Below are 18,465 nucleotides of genomic sequence, written 5' to 3' on the forward strand. Positions count from 1 at the left end.
GCCATTCATCTGTTACCGGTAGGTTCCCGTCGACCGCGGGTTCTCTATAATAAAACCATTCTATGAAAGGAGGTAAGTGTCATTATGTGCATGAAAAAGAAACTGTTGTCTGTCGTCCTGACCGCGCTTATGATCCTGAGCATGGGTGTTTCCGTCTTTGCAACGGCGGTATCAAGCCCCACAAAACCTGATGACAATAAGCCGAAGAACCCCGGTTATGTCAAGTCCAGTGACTTCGACGTTAACTCCCAGGATCATATCCACAACGTCGTCAAGACCAAGATCGGCCAGAAAACCATTGTTGTCAGGGCTGTCACATCTCTGAATGGCGATGCCAAGTCTGAGCTTCATCTCAGAACTGCGAGGAACATCGACAATAAGCGTGTACCGATTACCCACCTCGGTAACGGCACCACAGGTATCTTCGACACCAAGACAGGATCTTTCGTAAAGTATCTTGCAATCAGATCTGAGAAAAAGGTCACCCTTCGCGCGAACGCGTTCCTGAATGCTCATGTCGAGAGACTGTATCTGAGCAGTTCCTTCTTCACACTGCAGAAGGATTGCTTTAAAGGCACAAAGAAGTCGAATATGATCATCACCCTTGACGGCGATACCAAGTATTCCGGCCGTATGGTGTTTGAAGATGGCTGCTTCAATGGACTGACCAGTGGCGCGAAAATCTATGTCAGCAGCAAATGCTGCACGCCGGTCACATTCAACAGGATTAAAAAGAATGCCATCGCAGCAGGCTTCAAGGGTCAGATCATCTACAAGTGATCTATACCTGAACATTCCTGTAGGAAATGATGACACATAACAGGAAAAGGAAATCGAGAATGGAGTCTGACCGGTTTCCTTTCTCCTGTCTGTGTCTCAAAGATGCCTGTGGGATCATACTTTGAAGAATACTCTTTATAGTTTCTAAATACTTATTATAGACGGCAGCACAGAGGATATTGACCAGCTATCCTTTTCTATCTCGCAGACGGATATTACTTGAATGATCTTCAGTCTTAGCCGGTTACAAACCTGGAGGACTGGAGTTTTTTACACTTAATGACCACTCTACAGAGAGGAGTCTGAATGCAGAACGAACAGAAGACAAATCAGAACCTGATAAAATGGGTCTTCCGGATTGGCTTGATCCTGGTTGATATCTTTATTGTCAACTTTTCCTATTATCTGGCGCTGTTGCTGCGGTTTTATGTAAACCATCAATTTAATCCCGAGGCTGTTCCCTATATCCCCCTGTTTTATCGTTTTGCGCCGGGATATACGGTATGCTGTATCATTGTATTTGCTTTCTTCAAACTCTACCACGGTATATGGCGCTTTGCGGGGATCAACGACGCCAACCGGATCATAAAAGCAAACATAATAACCTGTGTTATTCAGATCGCAGGGACACTCATGACAGTTGGAAGAATGCCCAGGACCTACTATGCCCTCGGCGCAATGATCCAGTTTATGCTGATGATGGCAGTCAGATTCTCCTATCGGATCCTCAAGGGCGAATACATCCGATTGACCAGAAATAAAAACATCGGGTCAGTGAACGTCATGATCATCGGTGCGGGAGAGACCTCGCGGATTTTTCTCCAGCAGATTTATAGTGATAAAGATAACGCTGCTCATCCTGTCTGCGTCATTGACGGCCGCAATCAGGAGAAGGGCATTGTTTTCTATGGTCTTCCTGTTGTAGGCGGTCTCGATGACATCCCTGCTGCTGCAGCTAAATATAATGTCCGTACTGCTATTATCGCGGATTCTCTCATGTCTGCGGAACAAAGAGAAACAGCGCGCAAAATATGCAAAAACCTGGAAATAGGTGTACAGGACTTCTCCGGTTACAATCAGGTTACCTCAGCGATCGGATTCAATCAGCTGATGACCATTACGGACGGTCCTGTCCAGATCAGATACAAGGGAAAGACTCAGGACTATGAGAACGGTGAGCAGGCTGCCATGGCCTGGCCGGGGGGATACGTTGTTAAAGAGATTTCTTCTACAGCCAAAGGCGTTCTTAGGGTGAGAATTGAAGAGGACCTTGTCAAGCTGAATAATGTCAATGAAGCCTGGGTCCAGTCTTATGAGAAGGAAACAGGGGAGAAGATTAGCTTCTTTTAAACCCCGGGTAATACCCTTAAGGATAATCAGGAAAGACCTCACTTACAGTAGACGGAAAGCGGAGGGAAAGAGCAGGGTAAAACTAATCTGCTATCCTTCTAAGGCATCTGAAAAGTACTGCGTTTGAGGGCTCAAAAAGCAGGATCCGAAGACCCTGCTTTTTGAGAATTCAAGCGCGTTATTTTTCTTTAGCGGTACCAGTGGATTGTACATGAAGAAATGATTGAAGTATAGATACGGATTTACAGGGGATTAGAAGATTACAAGGGAGTAAATGATGGATTTTTTGAATGATCCGCGTTTTAAAGGAATTGAAAAGCTCGAATCCAAAATCTGGCTCTCGTCTCCGACTATGCACGGTGATGAGCGACGGTGGGTCGACGAAGCAATCCAGACCAACTGGGTTTCTACAGTCGGCGCGAATATTAATGAAGTAGAAAAGCAGATGGCTGAGTATCTGGGATGCAGGTACGCAGTTGGACTGAGTTGCGGTACGGCTGCCCTTCATCTGGCAACGAAATTGGCCGGTGAGAGACTGTATGGACAGGCGAGGCCTAATCACGGAACGTTGGAAGGGAAAAAAGTATTCTGTTCTGATATGACTTTCGATGCGAGTATAAATCCTGTGGCTTATGAAGATGGTGAAGCCGTGTTTATTGATACAGAGCCCGATACCTGGAATATGTCCCCGGAAGCATTGAAGAGGGCTTTTGAGCTATATCCGGATGTCAGGCTGATTGTGGTAGCCCATCTCTATGGTACTCCCGCGAAGATGGAGGAGATAAAGAGAATAGCCGATGCGCATGGGGCATTGATAGTAGAGGACGCAGCAGAGAGTCTGGGTGCCAGGTATAAGCTTGGAAATGAATGGGTAGAGACCGGCATACTGGGCGATTACAACGCGATCAGTTTTAATGGAAATAAAATCATCACGGGATCAGCCGGAGGGTTGTTCCTGACTGATTCCAAGGATGATGCTGACAAAGTCCGGAAATGGAGCACGCAGAGTAGAGAAGCGGCTTCCTGGTATCAGCATGAGGAGATCGGCTATAACTACCGGATGAGTAATATCATCGCGGGTGTGATCAGGGGCCAGATTCCCTATCTGGAGGAACATATAGAACAGAAGAGGAGGATATACGAGCGGTATAAGGAAGGTTTGAGGGATTTGCCGGTGAGTATGAATCCTTTTGACCCATATACAACGCAACCTAATTACTGGCTGTCGTGTATGTTGATAGAGGAAGGGGCTATGGCACCTTTTGTTCGAGGCGAGCAGGATGAGTTATGGACACACGAAGCTGGGAAGTCAAGCCCCGGTGAGATTTTAGCTGCTATAGCGGCGTTTGGTGCTGAAGGAAGGCCAATTTGGAAGCCCATGCATATGCAGCCGATATATAGGACGAATCCCTTTATAACAGCTTCCGGAAACGGTCGAGGGCGTACAAATGCTTATATTTCAGGCACTTTTGAGGACGTTGGGGCCGATATTTTCCGCAGAGGGTTGTGCTTACCTTCGGATAACAAGATGACTCCGGAGCAGCAGGACGTGATTATTGAGATCATTCATAGGTGTTTTCGGTGATGTCAGGCCGTGTCGGCTGGATGTGCATAAGGCGATCAGATAGCAAGAAAACGCATCGGCTGAGCATCAATCAGGCGGTTACAGTGAATCTGCCGCATATGCATGAGGGGTCATATCGACATCTGCTGGATATGCATGAGGATTGTACAGAGAAAAAGTAGCATCTGCCGCATATGCATCAGGTGGTCAGATAGAGAATAAGGCATCGACTGCATATAAATGAGGAAGTCATATGTACATCTGCTGAGTATGACTGGGGTATTCACAATGAGCTGTTTCATAAGCCGTAAGAAAGACAAGATTTCCGCCGTATTTGAAGCGGTCGGAACAGATGCTGATGAGGAAAGCTTTATCGCTACCTTCAAACAGATGTATCCCAATGACTGGACACTGATTAGCGAAAGATGGCGGCTCGAAGAAGAAAATACTCTGCCCAGTAAAAAGCACTCCCTGCAGCATCCCGATGTGTACATGAAGGAAATGTAGAGAAATCATAGGCCAATAGATGAGGAAGTAAGTTGATGATAATTCTAAAAATAATAATCGCCATTATTCTGTTAGCGGCGTGTGTAGGATTTATTGCCCTGGTAATGGAGCTATTTACTAAATCATACAATCATAAACCTTACGGACTTTATGAGCGCTTATTTAAACGGTTTCTTGATGCATTCCTCTCGTCGGGTGCACTCATCGTGCTTTCACCTGTTCTGCTTGTAACTGCAATCCTTGTGAGAGTTAAACTGGGCTCTCCTGTGCTTTTCACACAAGACCGTCCTGGAAAGGATGAGAAGATATTCAAGCTCTATAAGTTCCGCTCTATGACAAATCAGCGAGATGAGAATGGAAAGTTGCTACCGGACGATGTTCGCCTCACGAAGTTTGGCCGTGTTCTTCGCTCAACTTCTTTAGATGAGCTTCCAGAGCTTCTGAACATTATCAAGGGCGATATGTCAGTAGTGGGTCCAAGACCGTTACTGGTTGAGTACTTACCGTACTACACAGATGAAGAACACCATCGTCACGATGTGAGACCGGGCTTGACCGGCTTGGCCCAGGTTAACGGACGCAATGCAATTAGCTGGGACACTAAATTATCTTATGACGTCCAATATGTCTCGAAAATCACCTTTTTCGGCGACGCAAAAATAGTAAAAGAGACATTTATAAAAACAGTGAAACGATCAGACATTCAAGTTGGATCAGAGTTCAAAGCGGGAAAGTTTATTGATCAAAGAAAAGAGAGAATGGAGAAGGCTAATGCAAAAATCAATTGATTCAGTCTCACTCCGAGATTTTGCAGAAGAAGATATCAGACTAAAAGTCGAGTGGATAAATAATCCTGAAAACAATCAATATCTTCATTACGATATTCCTATTGAGTATGGGAAAACGCTGCGTTGGTTTCATCAGAAGGACAATGCTCATAGAGTGGATTGCACCATCGAATATGACGGACAACCTGTAGGAGTCATAGGATTGCTGGCTATAGACAAAGTGAATCAAAAAGCGGAGTACTACATAACGGTAGGGAATACTTCATATCAAAGAAGAGGAATTGCAACAAAGGCGACAATGCTCATATTAGAATATGCTTTTTTAGATTTAGGGCTAAACAAAGTATATCTCACAGTAGATGCTGATAATGAGAAGGCGTGTGGCCTTTATGAGCATGTTGGAATGACTTGTGAAGGCTTGTTTCGTGAAGATCTTTTACATCATGGGAAACTAATTGATCGCAAAAGATATGCAATTCTGAAAGAGAACTGGAGTTGTGGGTGGCGTGATGAATAAAAATATTCTAATCCTTGCCGCTGGAACGCGGAATAAAATCGTACAGTATTTTAAGAGGACTTTTGACGGCGTCGGAACCGTTGTAGCTACGGATGCGAGCACTTTAAGTCCTGCCATCTATGACGCTGATAAATATTTCATTGTTCCTCCAATCACAGAAGAAGGTTACATAGACAAGATTCTTGAGATTTGTAAGAAAGAACAGATTAGCGGCGTTCTTAGCCTTATCGATCCGGAGCTAAGCTTGCTTGCAGCCAATGAAGAGAAGTTTAAGGCGGTTGGTACAACGATTATCGGCTCATCCTACGACCTCTGTGAAATGGCTCTGGACAAGATGCAGATGTACGAGTGGCTGAAGGCTCACGGGTATAACTGCGCTCGTTCCTGGATGGACAAGGATGAGTTCTACAGGGCTGTAGATGCTGGCGAGGTTTCGTATCCCGTCTTTGTGAAGCCGTATCGAGGGAGTGCAAGTATAAGCATCTCAAAAGTCTATGACAAGGAAACCGTTGATCTTCTCTTTGCCCACGAGGATGACCTGATGATTCAGGAGTTCCTTGATGGTCAAGAGATCGGCGCGGATGTGTACATCGATCTTATCAGCGGAGAAGTAGTATCCATTTTCACAAAGGAAAAGATTAAAATGCGTGCCGGTGAGACGGACAAGGCGGTCAGCTTTAAGGATCCAGAGTTATTTGCGCTGATTGAGAAGTTCGTGAATGAAGCTGGATACCGGGGACAGATTGACATTGATATCTTTGAGATTGAGGGTCAGTATTACATCAGCGAAGTGAATCCTCGATTTGGTGGAGGGTATCCGCACGCATATGAGTCTGGCTGCGATCATATGAAGCTGATTCTGAACAATCTGCAGGGCATAGTAAACGAGAAAAATATCGGTGCCTACGAAGAAGGCATCTACATGATGAAATATAACGAAGTGAAAATCGTAAAGATGTGAGGTTAGACCTGATGCGGGAAAAGATTCTAATTGTGAGTAATGTGACTGGTGGGCTTGCAAGCTTCAGAAGCGAATTAATTGCGACATTATCAAAAGATTATGATGTCATAATTCTCGCATCAGACAACGGGAGAGAAGAAGTACTTGAAGCTGCAGGCGCAAAAGTGATTCTGATGAATTTGGATCGGCATGGAACCAATCCTCTGAAGGAAATGAAGCTTGTTTCTTATTATAAGAAACAAATGCAGGAGATAAAACCCAAGATTGTTCTTACCTATACCATTAAGCCCAATGTTTATGCCGGAATAGCGGCTGCTTCATTAGGAATACCGTATATAGCTAACATTACTGGTTTGGGCCCAGCAATTGAGAATGGTGGGCTTCTTCAGAAGATAACAATTCCTCTTTATAGATATGGCCTTCGCAAGGCACAAAAAGTTTTCTTCCAGAACACATCTAATCGAGATTTTATGATTGAACGAAGAATGGTCAAAAATTATGATCTTCTTCCTGGATCCGGTGTTAATCTTGAAAAGTTTACAGTACAGCCGTATCCGCAGGGAGATACTGTAGACTTTGTTTTTATATCACGCGTCGTGAAGGAGAAAGGCATAGATCAGTATCTTAATGCTGCGAGAGAAATAAGATCAAGATACCCGGAAACAAGATTCCATGTCTGTGGTGCGTGCGAAGATGCTTACGAAAGTGTTTTACATGAATTAGCTAATGATGAAACGATCATTTATCATGGCAAAATTGAGGATGTTATTGGAATGCATAGGCTGTGTAGTTGCACAGTCCATCCCTCCTTCTATCCGGAGGGGATGAGTAACGTACTATTAGAGTCTTGCGCATGTGGCCGTCCTATCATCACTACTGATCGCCCTGGATGTCGAGAGATTGTGGATGATGGTGTAAATGGCTTTGTAGTAAAGCAGCGTGACAATCAGGATCTGATTGAGAAGATCGAAAAGTTCTTGAAGCTCAGCTGGGAAGAGAAGAAGGCCATGGGATTGGCTGGTAGGGCTAAGGTTGAACGAGAATTTGACAGGAATATTGTCGTTCGGAAGTACCTGGAAGAAGTCAGAAAGGCAAATATACGATGAATTACAAGAAGTTTTTGAAGACACCTGCAATGAGAGCGGCTGCGCTTAAAATGCTGAGTTTCTTGCCGGATGCTCCAATGTTGAAATTGCAATATAGAATTAAGTTGGGAAGAAAGCTGAATCTGGATAATCCAGTCAGGTTTTCTGAAAAACTCCAATGGTACAAGATCAATTACAGAAATCCAGTCATGCATCAGTGCGTGGATAAGTATAAGGTTCGGGAATATGTGAAGGCAAAGGGGTTAGAAAATATACTCGTTCCACTTTATGCGCATTACGATTCAATTGAGCAAGTCGAGTGGGATAAACTGCCCGACCAGTTTGTTGTTAAAACACAAAATGGCGGTGGCGGGCTTAATGTAGTTGTATGCCCGGATAAGTCGAAGCTTAATATTCCAGAAATCAATCAGAAACTTCAGTGCAAGAAGAAGAAGTCCAATTATGGTGGCCGTGAATGGGCGTACTATGGTTCGGAACCCGGTATTGTCGTAGAAGAATTATTAGTCAATAGAGATAAGCCGGAAGCCGGTGTGAACGACTATAAGATCTTCTGTTATTCGGGCAAGCCGGAATTCATTATCGTTGACGTTGATCGCTATATCGGCCATAAGCGAAACTTTTATGATACCGAATGGAACAACCTTCATGTAACGAGTGACTGCCCCGCATCCGACAGGGAAATTGAAAGACCGGATAACCTTGAGGAGATGCTTCGTGTTGCCTCGAAACTCTCGGGAGATTTTCCTTATGTAAGAGTAGATTTGTACAGTGTCGACGGCAAGGTGTATTTCGGGGAGCTTACTTTCTATCCTTGGAGTGGATATGTTCAGTATACACCTGATGAGGCGGATTTCTGGTTTGGAAAAGATTTTGAATTGATAACTATGAAATAGCTTTGGGACGCTTGGGGTTGTGATGATGAATCAACGTATTAAGATTCGGCAGTGGGATTGGCTTTTGGTTATTGGAGCTACTCTTGCACCTATGACCGGACTGCGCATTGCCAAAGTCGGGCCAGCTGAACTGCTGTGCTTTATATGGGCATTAAGATATATAAATTTTAAAAGGATTGAATTAGATGAGCTGAGGAAATTCTTTATACCTTATCTAATAAGTATGTTTATAGGAACTCTGATATGTATAGCGGTTTCTCCAGCAGAATTAACGGTAAGTGGTTGGGCAACATGGTTATATCTGGCATTTATAGCATGTACAGTATATAGAAGAATTCAAGTCAATTCAGTCGCTTATAACGAGTTTGTTTTTGATAAGATGTGTATATTTTCTGCCTGCTGGTATGGTTTTTTATATGTGTTCTCACGTACTGTTAGCCGCTCATTTCTAGGTGCTCCCCTGTGGTATTATGCTAGATATAGTGGTGGAGGGACAAACCCGCACCAAGTTGCTGTTTTGCTATGTGTCATTGCTTTCTGGTTCGTGAGACAGATTTTCTCTGGGGAAAAGACATTTAAATATGCAGTTTTGTTTATTCTAGCGGTATTTCTTGAAACTGAGTCAAAATCATCGACAGGTTTAGCTTCAATTTTCTTGGGACTATTTACTCTGGCTATTATTTTGACTGTGTTAAATATTAATAATTCAAAAGCTCGGACTGCAATCATTTTTATTGAAGTTACTCTTGGACTGTTAATTGCTGTGATATTCCGTAATATTATATATAACATGGTTTATGAGTGGGTTGCGTCTGACGCAAATGGCCTAGGACGTTTTTATATATGGTCTTCATTTAAGCAGATGTTCGTGAAAAGCCCTATATTTGGACTTGGTCCGGGAATGCATGCCATATCCTATTCTGGAATGAAAGAGTTTCATAACAGTTATCTTGAAATATATGCTGCATCTGGAATTGTTGGATTCATTACACTTTTATTATTTAGTGGAAGATTAATAGCTAAAATTATTAAAGGAAACATTCTTTTATTGCCAATTATGGTGAGCGTTTATGTCTATAGTATGGCTGGATTCGCTTTTAGAAGATTAGCGTTTTGGATCCCAATTGCTTTCATTGCCGTAATAGCTAAACAGCGGAGTGAAGAGCTATCTAACGGTGGAGGTGAGATCAATGTTCAAAAAACTTAAAAACATCATATCAGTTCTGTGGTCGCTGATAAAGTTCTGTTTGATCAAACTGATCCGGTGGAAGGAGTTCTCTTTCTGTCCCATTGAACGATTCTCGCCTTCAACAATGATCAATATTCACAAGGGCGGCAAGATGGTGCTCGGGAATAAACTCCGGGTGCATTCTGGTTCCCGCCTAAGTGTTACCCCTGGTGGAGTCCTTACTATTGGTGATAATACAGCCATTAATTATAACTGCATTTTTGTTGCCAGGAAGAGCGTTTCAATCGGGAAAGACTGCACATTTGGCCCTAATGTTATTATCTTTGATCACGACCACGATTTTAGAGGGTCTGATGTAATGAACGGTGATGCCTTTAAGGAGAAAGAAGTGGTTATCGGTAATAATGTCTGGATCGGGGCAAATGCTGTTATCCTTAAAGGCGCGATTATTGGTGATAACGCAGTTATTGCGGCAGGCACAGTAGTAATGGGTGAAGTTCCTGCTAATTCCATCGGATATAACAAGAAAGAGCTTGCTACTAAGCAGTATAAGTAAAGGATCGGGGAAGGACAAACCGATATGAGTGTAAAGTCATTTGTCAAAAAAAACAAGTTGCTTGCAGCATTAGCGTATAGAGCAAGGGAACAAAGAAACATAGCATCAATGAAGAAGTACGGAAAGTTTCCGTTAGAGCCAGATAAAGTTGTTTTCTATCGGTCTGGAGGAGGTTATGGGGATAATCCTCGTGCTATAGCAGAATATATACATAAACGTTATCCTGATATAAAACTTGTATGGGCATATGGTTCTCCCGATGATAAAAATTCTATCCCAGAATATATTCATCCTGTTGTTTTTGAATCAGATGAATATTTACGTGAAATGGCTACTGCTGCAGCTTGGATTTGTAGTACCACACTTCCTAACGGGACACTAAAAAGAAAAGGCCAACTATATATACAGACATGGCATGGAGATAAGGGATTTAAAAAGTTTGGCAAAGATGCTGTTGACTTGGATATTATAAAGAAAAGCACAAGCGGCCGCCAACTAATTGAATCTGAAATATGCGATTTTTTTCTTACCGGAGCGAAATGGTTTATACCTAAAATCCGTTCGGCGATAGGCTATAACGGTGAAATCATCGCTCATGGACTTCCGAGAAATGACTGCTTAGTAATTCCCGATCCCCAAGCTGCGTTAGCTATTAAGAGAAAACTTGGAATCTCTGAAGATACAAAAGTACTGATTTATGCTCCTACATTTAGGGACCATGAGGGAACACATGAAGTGGTTGCTTCTGACATCGATCTTTCTGCTATTCTCAGCGCGGTAGAGAAGAAAACGGGTGAACAGTGGATATGTCTTTTGAAAGCACATGCTGGTCGTGAATTAAAAATGACAGTAAACGTGGACGAGAAGAAATTCATAGATGTTACTGCTTGCCCTGATATTGCTGATTTACTTATGATATCAGATATGATGATAACTGACTACTCCTCTTGCGCTGGGGATTTTGCTTTAACTAACCATTTTATTCTTCTTTATCAGGATGACATCGATTCATACACAACAAAGGATAGAACCCTTTATTTTGATATGAAGGATACTCCTTATTATGTTGCACACAACCTTGATGAAGCTGTAAAGATAATAAATGAAGTAGATACAGACTCAATAGAAAAAAACTGTGCTGCGATTCGGGAATTTTATGGAGTTTGTGAGACTGGACGAGCCAGTGAAGAGGTTGTCAGCATAATTATGAAAAACAAAGCACGATTGGAGCAAGAAGAATGACGACAGCAATTATTATAGCCGGAGGATCCGGTAGCAGAATGGGGCAGGATATCCCTAAGCAGTTTATTAATGTATACGATAAACCCATTCTGATTTATACACTCGAAGGTTTTCAAAAGCATCCTCAGATCGATGCTATAGAAGTTGTGTGCATTGATGGCTGGCACGATGTGGTTTGGGCATATGCAAAACAATTCAATATTACAAAACTAAAGTGGATTGTCTCAGGCGGAAAGACGGGACAAGAATCGATCCGAAACGGAGTTTATAATCTTGAGGGTAAAGTCTCCGACGACGACATCATCATCATTCATGATGGAATAAGACCTCTTGTTGATGAAACCGTTTTAACTGACGTAATTGTTAAAGCGAAACAATATGGAAATGCTGTTACATCTCTCCCTTATAATGAGCAGATATTCCTGGTTGACGATGAGATTAGTACAACGAAGTTTATTCCAAGAGAAACTCTCCGTAGAGTATCTACACCCCAAGCTTATCGGTTTGATTTGCTTGATTCCAAGTATCAGGAAGCTTATGAGAAAGAGATAGGCATTTACGGTTCTCATTATACAAACACCATGATGGTTGAGTTAGGAGTAAGGCTGTTCTTTGCAGCCGGTTCAGATAAAAATATCAAGTTGACAACTAAAGACGATTTAGAGATGTTTAAGGCATATCTCAAATCAGATAAAGATAATTGGCTGAAATAAGGGGTTATTCATGAATCTATATAATAATGGACTGTACATGGAAGATATCCACTATGTAGGATCATTACCTCTTCCTTGGGAAAAGCTCAAAGGCAAAAGCATCATGCTTTCCGGTGCTACGGGAATGATTGGCAGTTTTCTTGTTGATGTCCTTCTCGAAAAGAATATTGCCGATGGTTTAAATTGTACCGTATATGCTCTAGGTCGCAATGAAGAAAAAGCAAAGACACGGTTCAGCAAGTATGCAGATGATTCACATTTCATCTTTATTCCTTATGATGTGAAGTTGCCGTTTGAACGGAGTGACCTGGGTACAGTTGATTATATCCTTCATCTTGCATCTAATACTCACCCCATGCAGTATTCAACCGATCCTATCGGTACGATAACTACGAATATTATCGGTGTTCAGAATCTTCTTGATTTTGCCGTAAAGCATTATGCTACCCGTTTTGCATTTGCATCTTCAAACGAAATATATGGCGAAAACCGTGGGGACGTGGAGTTCTTTGACGAGAACTATTGTGGCTATATAAATTCCAACACAATGAGAGCTGGATATCCGGAAAGTAAGCGTTGCGGTGAGGCTCTATGTCAGGCATATAAAGCTCAGAAAGGTTTGGATGTTGTTATACCGAGGCCTACCCGTTCTTATGGTCCAACAATGCTAATGTCCGATACGAAGGCAATAAGTCAGTTTATAAAAAAGGGGATTTCTGGTGAGAACATCGTTTTGAAATCAGCTGGAACGCAGTTATATAGCTATACATATGTTGCTGATGCCGTTGCTGGTCTCCTGACTATTTTGCTAAAGGGGGAGAATGGAGAAGCTTATAACATCGCAGAAGAGCATAGTGACATTATGCTTAAAGATCTTGCAACGATCATCGCAGGGATTAGTGGCAAAAAAGTGATGTTTGAAATCCCTGATGCAGTTGAAGCTGCCGGTTATAGCACCGCTACTAAAGCACGGTTAGATGGTCACAAGCTTCAGACACTTGGTTGGAAGCCCAAATATGATATTAATTTAGGAATGGAAAGAACGATACGTATTCTTAAGGACATATTATGATGTAAGGGTCAAAACCCTCAGGCGTGAAACGCCTTTTTTCCAAAAACCTTGAAAACTGAATATAGATCGCGTATGGATTCGCATGTAGAAATGAAAATGGATGTGTTTCCCACTGGATGGTCAGGATATCTCCTACCTTTATTCAGACAAGCAGCGGGTTTTGGCCATAGTGACCCGTCCCCTGCCGGAACCGGAGGAGTTTTCTGAAGTTCAGTGCCGCTATCTTGCTTCCGAAGAAGTGCTTACAGGGGATCTTCCCCCGGACAGGCATGTGGTTAACATCGTAGATATTCTTCAACGCTGAAGGAACTGTTTCCACGCCATTCCTGATCCTGGCAAGGAGCTTAAACTGTTCGGTATTCATTCTGGCCTGCGCATGTGCACGGTTCACCATCTTGCGGGAAACAGTAAGTTTGCTTACCCTTTTAAAGATCTTCGGCCTGCAGTGCATTGCAAACGGACAGTCCGCACATTTATCTCTTTCGAATGAAACATTGATAATACCGGTCGCCTTATTGTACCAGTTGGATTTTGGCTCATACCCTCTTGGGCAGTGAAGGACTCTGGTACCGTCTTCATTAAGTTCGAATGCACCCATGACCGGATCTACATCTTTTCCGGTCAGGTCTGTTGTCACCAGATCGATATTGTTTTTGGCGGCAAGACTGGTGTTTTCTTCACCACTGTATGCTCCATCTGTTGAAATGATGGTTTTCTCTTCCTGAGGCCCGATCTTTTCAATGTGCTCCTGGAAAAATCCGCTGTCGCTCTTGTTGTTTGAATCAAACTGATAGTCTGTGACAACAGAACCGTTTTTCCCGACAGATTCCTCAACATTTGCTGCATAGCCCCGATGCTTTTTCCCTGCTTTCTCCCGGTATGTTGCATCGGGATCAGACGGGTTCTGCATGATCGAGGAATTCATTCCGCCATCTTCTTTTGTACGGAGGCGCCTTTTCCCGGCTTCCACGATCGTCTGCTCGCTCAGGCAGCGGACAAAAAGCTGATATTCAGTGATCTCTTCGAAGTCATTGCCGCATTTTTCCAGAAGGAGGTCCGCATCCTTGAGAAGGACGGCGATCCTTTTGTCGACATCAGTGCTGCGGCTGTGGTAGATGACACGGTTGAGATCATTGGGATCATAGTAATGTTCCATATACCCGATCATGTCATCATGACCGTTCTTATGAAGGTAACGGATCAGTTTGGCGATACAGGTATAGATTAGTTCCATGCGGCTCAGCTTCCGGATGTTGGCTTCCACCATGAGGGAATCCATCCGGCGGATCCGCTTGTCTATACCCATCATCCGTGCACTTGCTTCGGCAAGGCCGGTCACACAATCATGATACAGGTCAACTCCATGGGTCTGTTCGTAGTCATAACACCTGCGACGGAACCTGGAAAGGCTTTTGTCACTGAGTGGCTGTTCTTCAAAACTTGTGGTATGGAGTGCCAGCTGAAATCGGGGATCAAGCATCAGGTTATCGACCATTTCGTCATCCGAATAATCAAAAAGCATTTTGATGATCTCGGCTCCAACGATCACATTGACCGGCGTGTTCGGTCTGGATCCCTTATCGGAATAAAGGATTGAGAAACGTTCCTCGTCAATGTATGGAAAGACGTCTTCTGAAAATACTTTCGCCCAGCTTCTTTCAAGTGCTTTTTTCTCACGCTCTGTGAGGTTATATGTACTGTCAAAAAGAGACATCTGCTGGGCTGGATTCTTGCGGAATGACATAGTGCTTACCTCGCTTCGTTGATACTTACAGTATACCACGAAGACGGTTTTATACATAATCTATATTCAGTTTTCAAGGTGGTTGCTAATAGCCGCTTAGCAATGTGCTAAGCAACAAAACTGGGGGCTTTTGACCCCAACATCATATTATAGACTGGATAGAAAGAGACCAATTATGAAAAATCAATTGGAAAGAAAGTGTTCCGAAGAATGATCACAGTTGTCATTGTTGGAATACTAGAAAAATTACATCCTCTGTTCTCAGTTTACTGATCTTGGATGGACAAGTAACTAATATAATAACAGCGGATGCATCCGTGATCGCTCTGCGGTGATTCACACAAGATCATCGTTTCTTTTGATAATTCTTTGCTCAAAAGAAAGAGAACAATTCAGTAGAGGCACCTTTGGCTCACTGTGCTCTGCCCAGCCCCGGGGTTTTCTGCTTTGTGTATTCCATAGGAAAGTACTGTTTTGAATGAGAATAAAAAAAGAGACACCCACTGGCATCACTTTCCTTTGTAAATTCTGCATTGGTATTCGGGGCGGCCTCCACCGTTGCCCTATTCTCCAGTGCATAGAAAAGCAAGATTTGGATACCATTTCATTTGTTCAGTTGTCAATGTACAATCATCCTGCAATGGGAGGCCAATTTCGATGGAATCACTGATAAATTCATGCGGAGTAAGTGACCAACTTCATCGGTTTCAGTGGTTTTTCGAAATGGAATATTCACAGGCTATAGTAAAGCGACTAAAGCTTTACTGGATGGAACCCTTCAATAACTATAACAGAAGGGCTTAATAAAATAATGGATGTACAAAAAAAGTGTAACCGTGACAGAAAGGAAACTTGCAATGATATCGGTGATTGTGCCAGTATATAATGTTGAAAAATACTTGCCTCGATGCATAGAAAGCATTCTAGGTCAAACATATACAGATATTGAACTCATTTTAATAGATGACGGGTCAGTAGATAAATCTGGCGTAATTTGCGATATGTTCGCATCTAAAGATAAACGCATTCTAGTCATTCATAAAGCAAATGGTGGAGTATCTTCTGCGAGGAACGAAGGGTTAAAAAAATGTTCAGGCGAATATATTTCCTTTGTAGACGCCGATGATTGGATTGAACCAAATATGTTTGAGAAGATTCTATGTTTCCTTGAAGAATCAGGTTCTGATTTTGCTGTTTTTAATGAGAAACGCGTTTATTTGGATGGCGATAAGGTTGCCCATATAGAAGAAGTGAATAATTGGAAAGCATTGTCCAATGGTACGGTTCTATATGGGAAAGATATTTTCTACAAGATATTTTCTAAAAGTGGAGTTCTTTGGAACAAAATATTCAAAAGAGATGTATTAGTTGATATTTTTTTCCATGAAAATTTGGTTTACGGAGAAGATACCGTCTATTTGCTAGAAGCTCTGAAAAAATGTCAGTCTGCAGTTGTTGTTGTAGATAATTACTATAATTATGTCATTAATAGAGTGGGAAATGTAGTCTCAGGTGATATAAATGAAAAATGCTTAGATTTATTAAATAACAATATTTATATTTATCATAGAATAAAAAGCACTTTCCCGGAGGTGGGTGTAAAAAGAATTAAAGTTGCTATCACACAGGTGATAAAGAAAATAGAAGAAAGTTCAGCAAATATCAACGTTAAAAGACAGTATATTCAAAAATGCAAAGAAGCAGCATGTGCAGTGGATAGAGAAGATTGCATTTCATATTATAAGAGCGCCCTAGATTCTTGTGGTGGAAAGATGGAGTTTATCATATGCCGATATAATCCAAATTTGATTGTTCATATTAAATCCATTCTTAACTTGTGTAGAAAAAAACAATGATTTGAAACTGTAATGAGTGGTTTTGGAGTGCTATTAGTAACTCATACTTCGCAGTCTGAGACTGCGCTCAAACCCTTATAAATAAAGGGAATACTTACAACAAAAAAGGTGCAAGCCGTAGCGGTATGCTAAAATGGTAATAACGACAAAACCATGCATATCCAAGAGGCTTACACCATGAATAGCATAGCAGAAATCTTTGATAATAGCAAACAGCTGTTGGACGGCATCAACGGTTTTATCAACAAGTACATAGACTGCGACCTCCTTCGCAGATGCAGTATCCGTAAGATAGTCGATTCTTTCACCGAGAAGAGAGATTACGAGTACGCCGATAACCCCATTCTTCGTCTGATCGGGGATGTCGAAACTTCAAAAGTGCTTCCCAGGTGTGTCAGTGCTAAAAAGCTTCTTACCGATAAGATCCTTGCCTGCTTTCATACTGCGGCAAGCCCTTATCTCATGTTCAAGACAGGTACATTCTTCAGTGATTACAGCAAAGACACGTTCTATCGCTTTGACCTTAATAAGAAGGCTAACTGGGAACGCCTCCAGCTTGAGACAGCAAAGAATGTTATCCTGGATATCGAATCACGGACCGGCAAAGATCACGTGAACAGCCTGATCTTTGATGATTCCCTGTACCGCCGCACAGGCGGTAAAGGAACGGATCTGTGCGCAAAAGTCTTCGATCATAACGACAATAAAATGAGGCTCGGTTTCCGCATGATGACCGGTGCATGGTCAAATGGGGAAACCTATATTCCCTTCCTTCAGAGCCTTCTGACAACACGGAAAAAGCATCTGATGGTCGGAAAGGATGAACATGCAGACAGACGCACACTGCGTGGAAAGCGCCGCGCCATGGCAAAGGAGAAGGGAACAGTAGTTGTCCAGTCCATGGTCCAGGAAGCGCAAAAGGTAGGGATCCCGTTTGACTACGTCCTGTTTGATACATGGTTTTCAAACCCGACCCAGCTTGTCGTTCTTAAAGATATCGGTGCCGATGTCATAGCGATGATCAAGAAAAATAAGACCAGATATACTGTCCTTGATCCGACAGACGACGCTGTGAAAGCCTTGACGTAAAGGAGATCTACAGCCGCTTCAGGAAGCGTCCCGGATGCTCGAAATATCTTCTCTGTGTGAATGTAAAAGTCTCCGATCAGGGCGGAAACTCCATTCCGGCAAAGCTTGTATATGCCCGCAACAGGAACAACAAAAAGCAGTGGGTATGTTTTGTGTGTACCGATATGCGTTGCTCTCTGGAGGATATTCTTCGAATCTATACCATGCGGTGGGCCTGTTTATGCGAACCCTGCTTTTATACGAACTTCCACGTAAGAATTACAGTTCCTGCCAGCGTAGGCTCATGAAAAAGTTCGTATAAAACCAATTTAAACTGTACTATGTCGGTATAACGCCATTTCATTTTGAAAGGAGACCGGCATGATACATTTAAAAAAGAATGCGTCCATTGTAATTAAAACTATTGAAAAGTACAGGTATGGTCCAAGAGCCATAAGGATGAGCAAGGATTGCTACGATAGTTTATTGCTATCCATGGAGAAAGAGGGCATAGCCACTTTCTCCATCCAATACGCCCTGGACTGGTGTCAGGAGGAGG

Annotated in this window: 17 protein-coding genes; 16 read left to right on the forward strand and 1 reads right to left on the reverse strand. The window is 42.5% G+C overall.

Annotated elements, in window-relative coordinates; genetic code table 11:
• Positions 1-84 precede the first annotated feature (84 nt).
• The 14 genes from BLT02_RS08210 to BLT02_RS08275 all read left to right on the forward strand — a co-directional run bounded on the left by BLT02_RS08210 (position 85) and on the right by BLT02_RS08275 (position 13,238).
• Positions 85-780 (forward strand): hypothetical protein, encoded by a 696-nt coding sequence (locus tag BLT02_RS08210; RefSeq protein ID WP_092993594.1) that lies wholly within the window; start codon positions 85-87, stop codon positions 778-780.
• Positions 781-1,086: 306 nt separating this feature from the next.
• Positions 1,087-2,130, forward strand: a complete 1,044-nt coding sequence (locus tag BLT02_RS08215; protein ID WP_092993597.1) for a nucleoside-diphosphate sugar epimerase/dehydratase — start codon at positions 1,087-1,089, stop codon at positions 2,128-2,130.
• A gap of 277 nt (positions 2,131-2,407) precedes the next feature.
• Positions 2,408-3,715 (forward strand): DegT/DnrJ/EryC1/StrS family aminotransferase, encoded by a 1,308-nt coding sequence (locus BLT02_RS08220; protein WP_175453750.1) that lies wholly within the window; start codon positions 2,408-2,410, stop codon positions 3,713-3,715.
• 267 nt (positions 3,716-3,982) lie between these two features.
• Entirely contained in the window at positions 3,983-4,201 is a 219-nt protein-coding gene (locus BLT02_RS08225) for a hypothetical protein (RefSeq protein WP_139187485.1), read from the forward strand.
• A gap of 104 nt (positions 4,202-4,305) precedes the next feature.
• The gene (locus BLT02_RS08230; protein ID WP_092993650.1) at positions 4,306-4,989 is read left to right on the forward strand and encodes a sugar transferase; all 684 of its coding nucleotides are present in this window, start codon (positions 4,306-4,308) and stop codon (positions 4,987-4,989) included.
• Positions 4,973-5,506, forward strand: a complete 534-nt coding sequence (locus tag BLT02_RS08235; RefSeq protein WP_092993603.1) for a GNAT family N-acetyltransferase — start codon at positions 4,973-4,975, stop codon at positions 5,504-5,506. Before BLT02_RS08230 ends, BLT02_RS08235 begins: the two co-directional genes overlap by 17 nt.
• Complete coding sequence (locus BLT02_RS08240; RefSeq protein WP_092993606.1) at positions 5,499-6,467, forward strand: ATP-grasp domain-containing protein; 969 nt, start codon at positions 5,499-5,501, stop codon at positions 6,465-6,467. Before BLT02_RS08235 ends, BLT02_RS08240 begins: the two co-directional genes overlap by 8 nt.
• Positions 6,468-6,478: 11 nt before the next feature.
• Entirely contained in the window at positions 6,479-7,573 is a 1,095-nt protein-coding gene (locus tag BLT02_RS08245) for a glycosyltransferase family 4 protein (protein WP_092993609.1), read from the forward strand.
• Positions 7,570-8,466, forward strand: coding sequence for an ATP-grasp fold amidoligase family protein (locus BLT02_RS08250; RefSeq protein ID WP_092993612.1), 897 nt, complete (start codon positions 7,570-7,572; stop codon positions 8,464-8,466). The genes BLT02_RS08245 and BLT02_RS08250 overlap by 4 nt, the downstream gene beginning before the upstream one ends.
• A 22-nt stretch (positions 8,467-8,488) precedes the next feature.
• Entirely contained in the window at positions 8,489-9,673 is a 1,185-nt protein-coding gene (locus BLT02_RS08255; protein ID WP_092993615.1) for an O-antigen ligase family protein, read from the forward strand.
• A complete protein-coding gene (locus tag BLT02_RS08260) occupies positions 9,657-10,211 on the forward strand; it encodes an acyltransferase (protein ID WP_092993618.1) in 555 nt (184 codons plus the stop codon). The genes BLT02_RS08255 and BLT02_RS08260 overlap by 17 nt, the downstream gene beginning before the upstream one ends.
• A 24-nt stretch (positions 10,212-10,235) precedes the next feature.
• Positions 10,236-11,453 carry a CDP-glycerol glycerophosphotransferase family protein gene (locus tag BLT02_RS08265; protein ID WP_092993621.1) on the forward strand — a complete coding sequence of 406 codons (1,218 nt, stop codon included), beginning with the start codon at positions 10,236-10,238 and terminating at the stop codon, positions 11,451-11,453.
• The gene (locus tag BLT02_RS08270; RefSeq protein WP_092993624.1) at positions 11,450-12,166 is read left to right on the forward strand and encodes an IspD/TarI family cytidylyltransferase; all 717 of its coding nucleotides are present in this window, start codon (positions 11,450-11,452) and stop codon (positions 12,164-12,166) included. Before BLT02_RS08265 ends, BLT02_RS08270 begins: the two co-directional genes overlap by 4 nt.
• 10 nt (positions 12,167-12,176) lie before the next feature.
• A complete protein-coding gene (locus BLT02_RS08275) occupies positions 12,177-13,238 on the forward strand; it encodes an NAD-dependent epimerase/dehydratase family protein (protein WP_092993627.1) in 1,062 nt (353 codons plus the stop codon).
• 142 nt (positions 13,239-13,380) lie between these two features.
• On the opposite strand, the gene BLT02_RS08280 is transcribed toward BLT02_RS08275, so the two are convergent.
• On the reverse strand, positions 13,381-14,982 hold the full coding sequence (locus BLT02_RS08280; RefSeq protein ID WP_092993629.1) for a transposase: 1,602 nt from the start codon (positions 14,980-14,982) through the stop codon (positions 13,381-13,383).
• An 857-nt stretch (positions 14,983-15,839) separates the two neighbouring features.
• Between BLT02_RS08280 and BLT02_RS08285 the strand changes: the two genes are divergently transcribed.
• Positions 15,840-16,838: a glycosyltransferase family 2 protein gene (locus BLT02_RS08285; protein WP_092993632.1), complete on the forward strand. Its 999-nt coding sequence runs from the start codon at positions 15,840-15,842 to the stop codon at positions 16,836-16,838.
• Between the two features lie 177 nt (positions 16,839-17,015).
• The gene (locus tag BLT02_RS08290) at positions 17,016-17,927 is read left to right on the forward strand and encodes a transposase (protein WP_175453746.1); all 912 of its coding nucleotides are present in this window, start codon (positions 17,016-17,018) and stop codon (positions 17,925-17,927) included.
• Positions 17,928-18,465 lie beyond the last annotated feature (538 nt).

The organism is Sarcina sp. DSM 11001, assembly GCF_900101015.1.
Taxonomy (GTDB): Bacteria; Bacillota; Clostridia; order Lachnospirales; family Lachnospiraceae; genus CAG-791.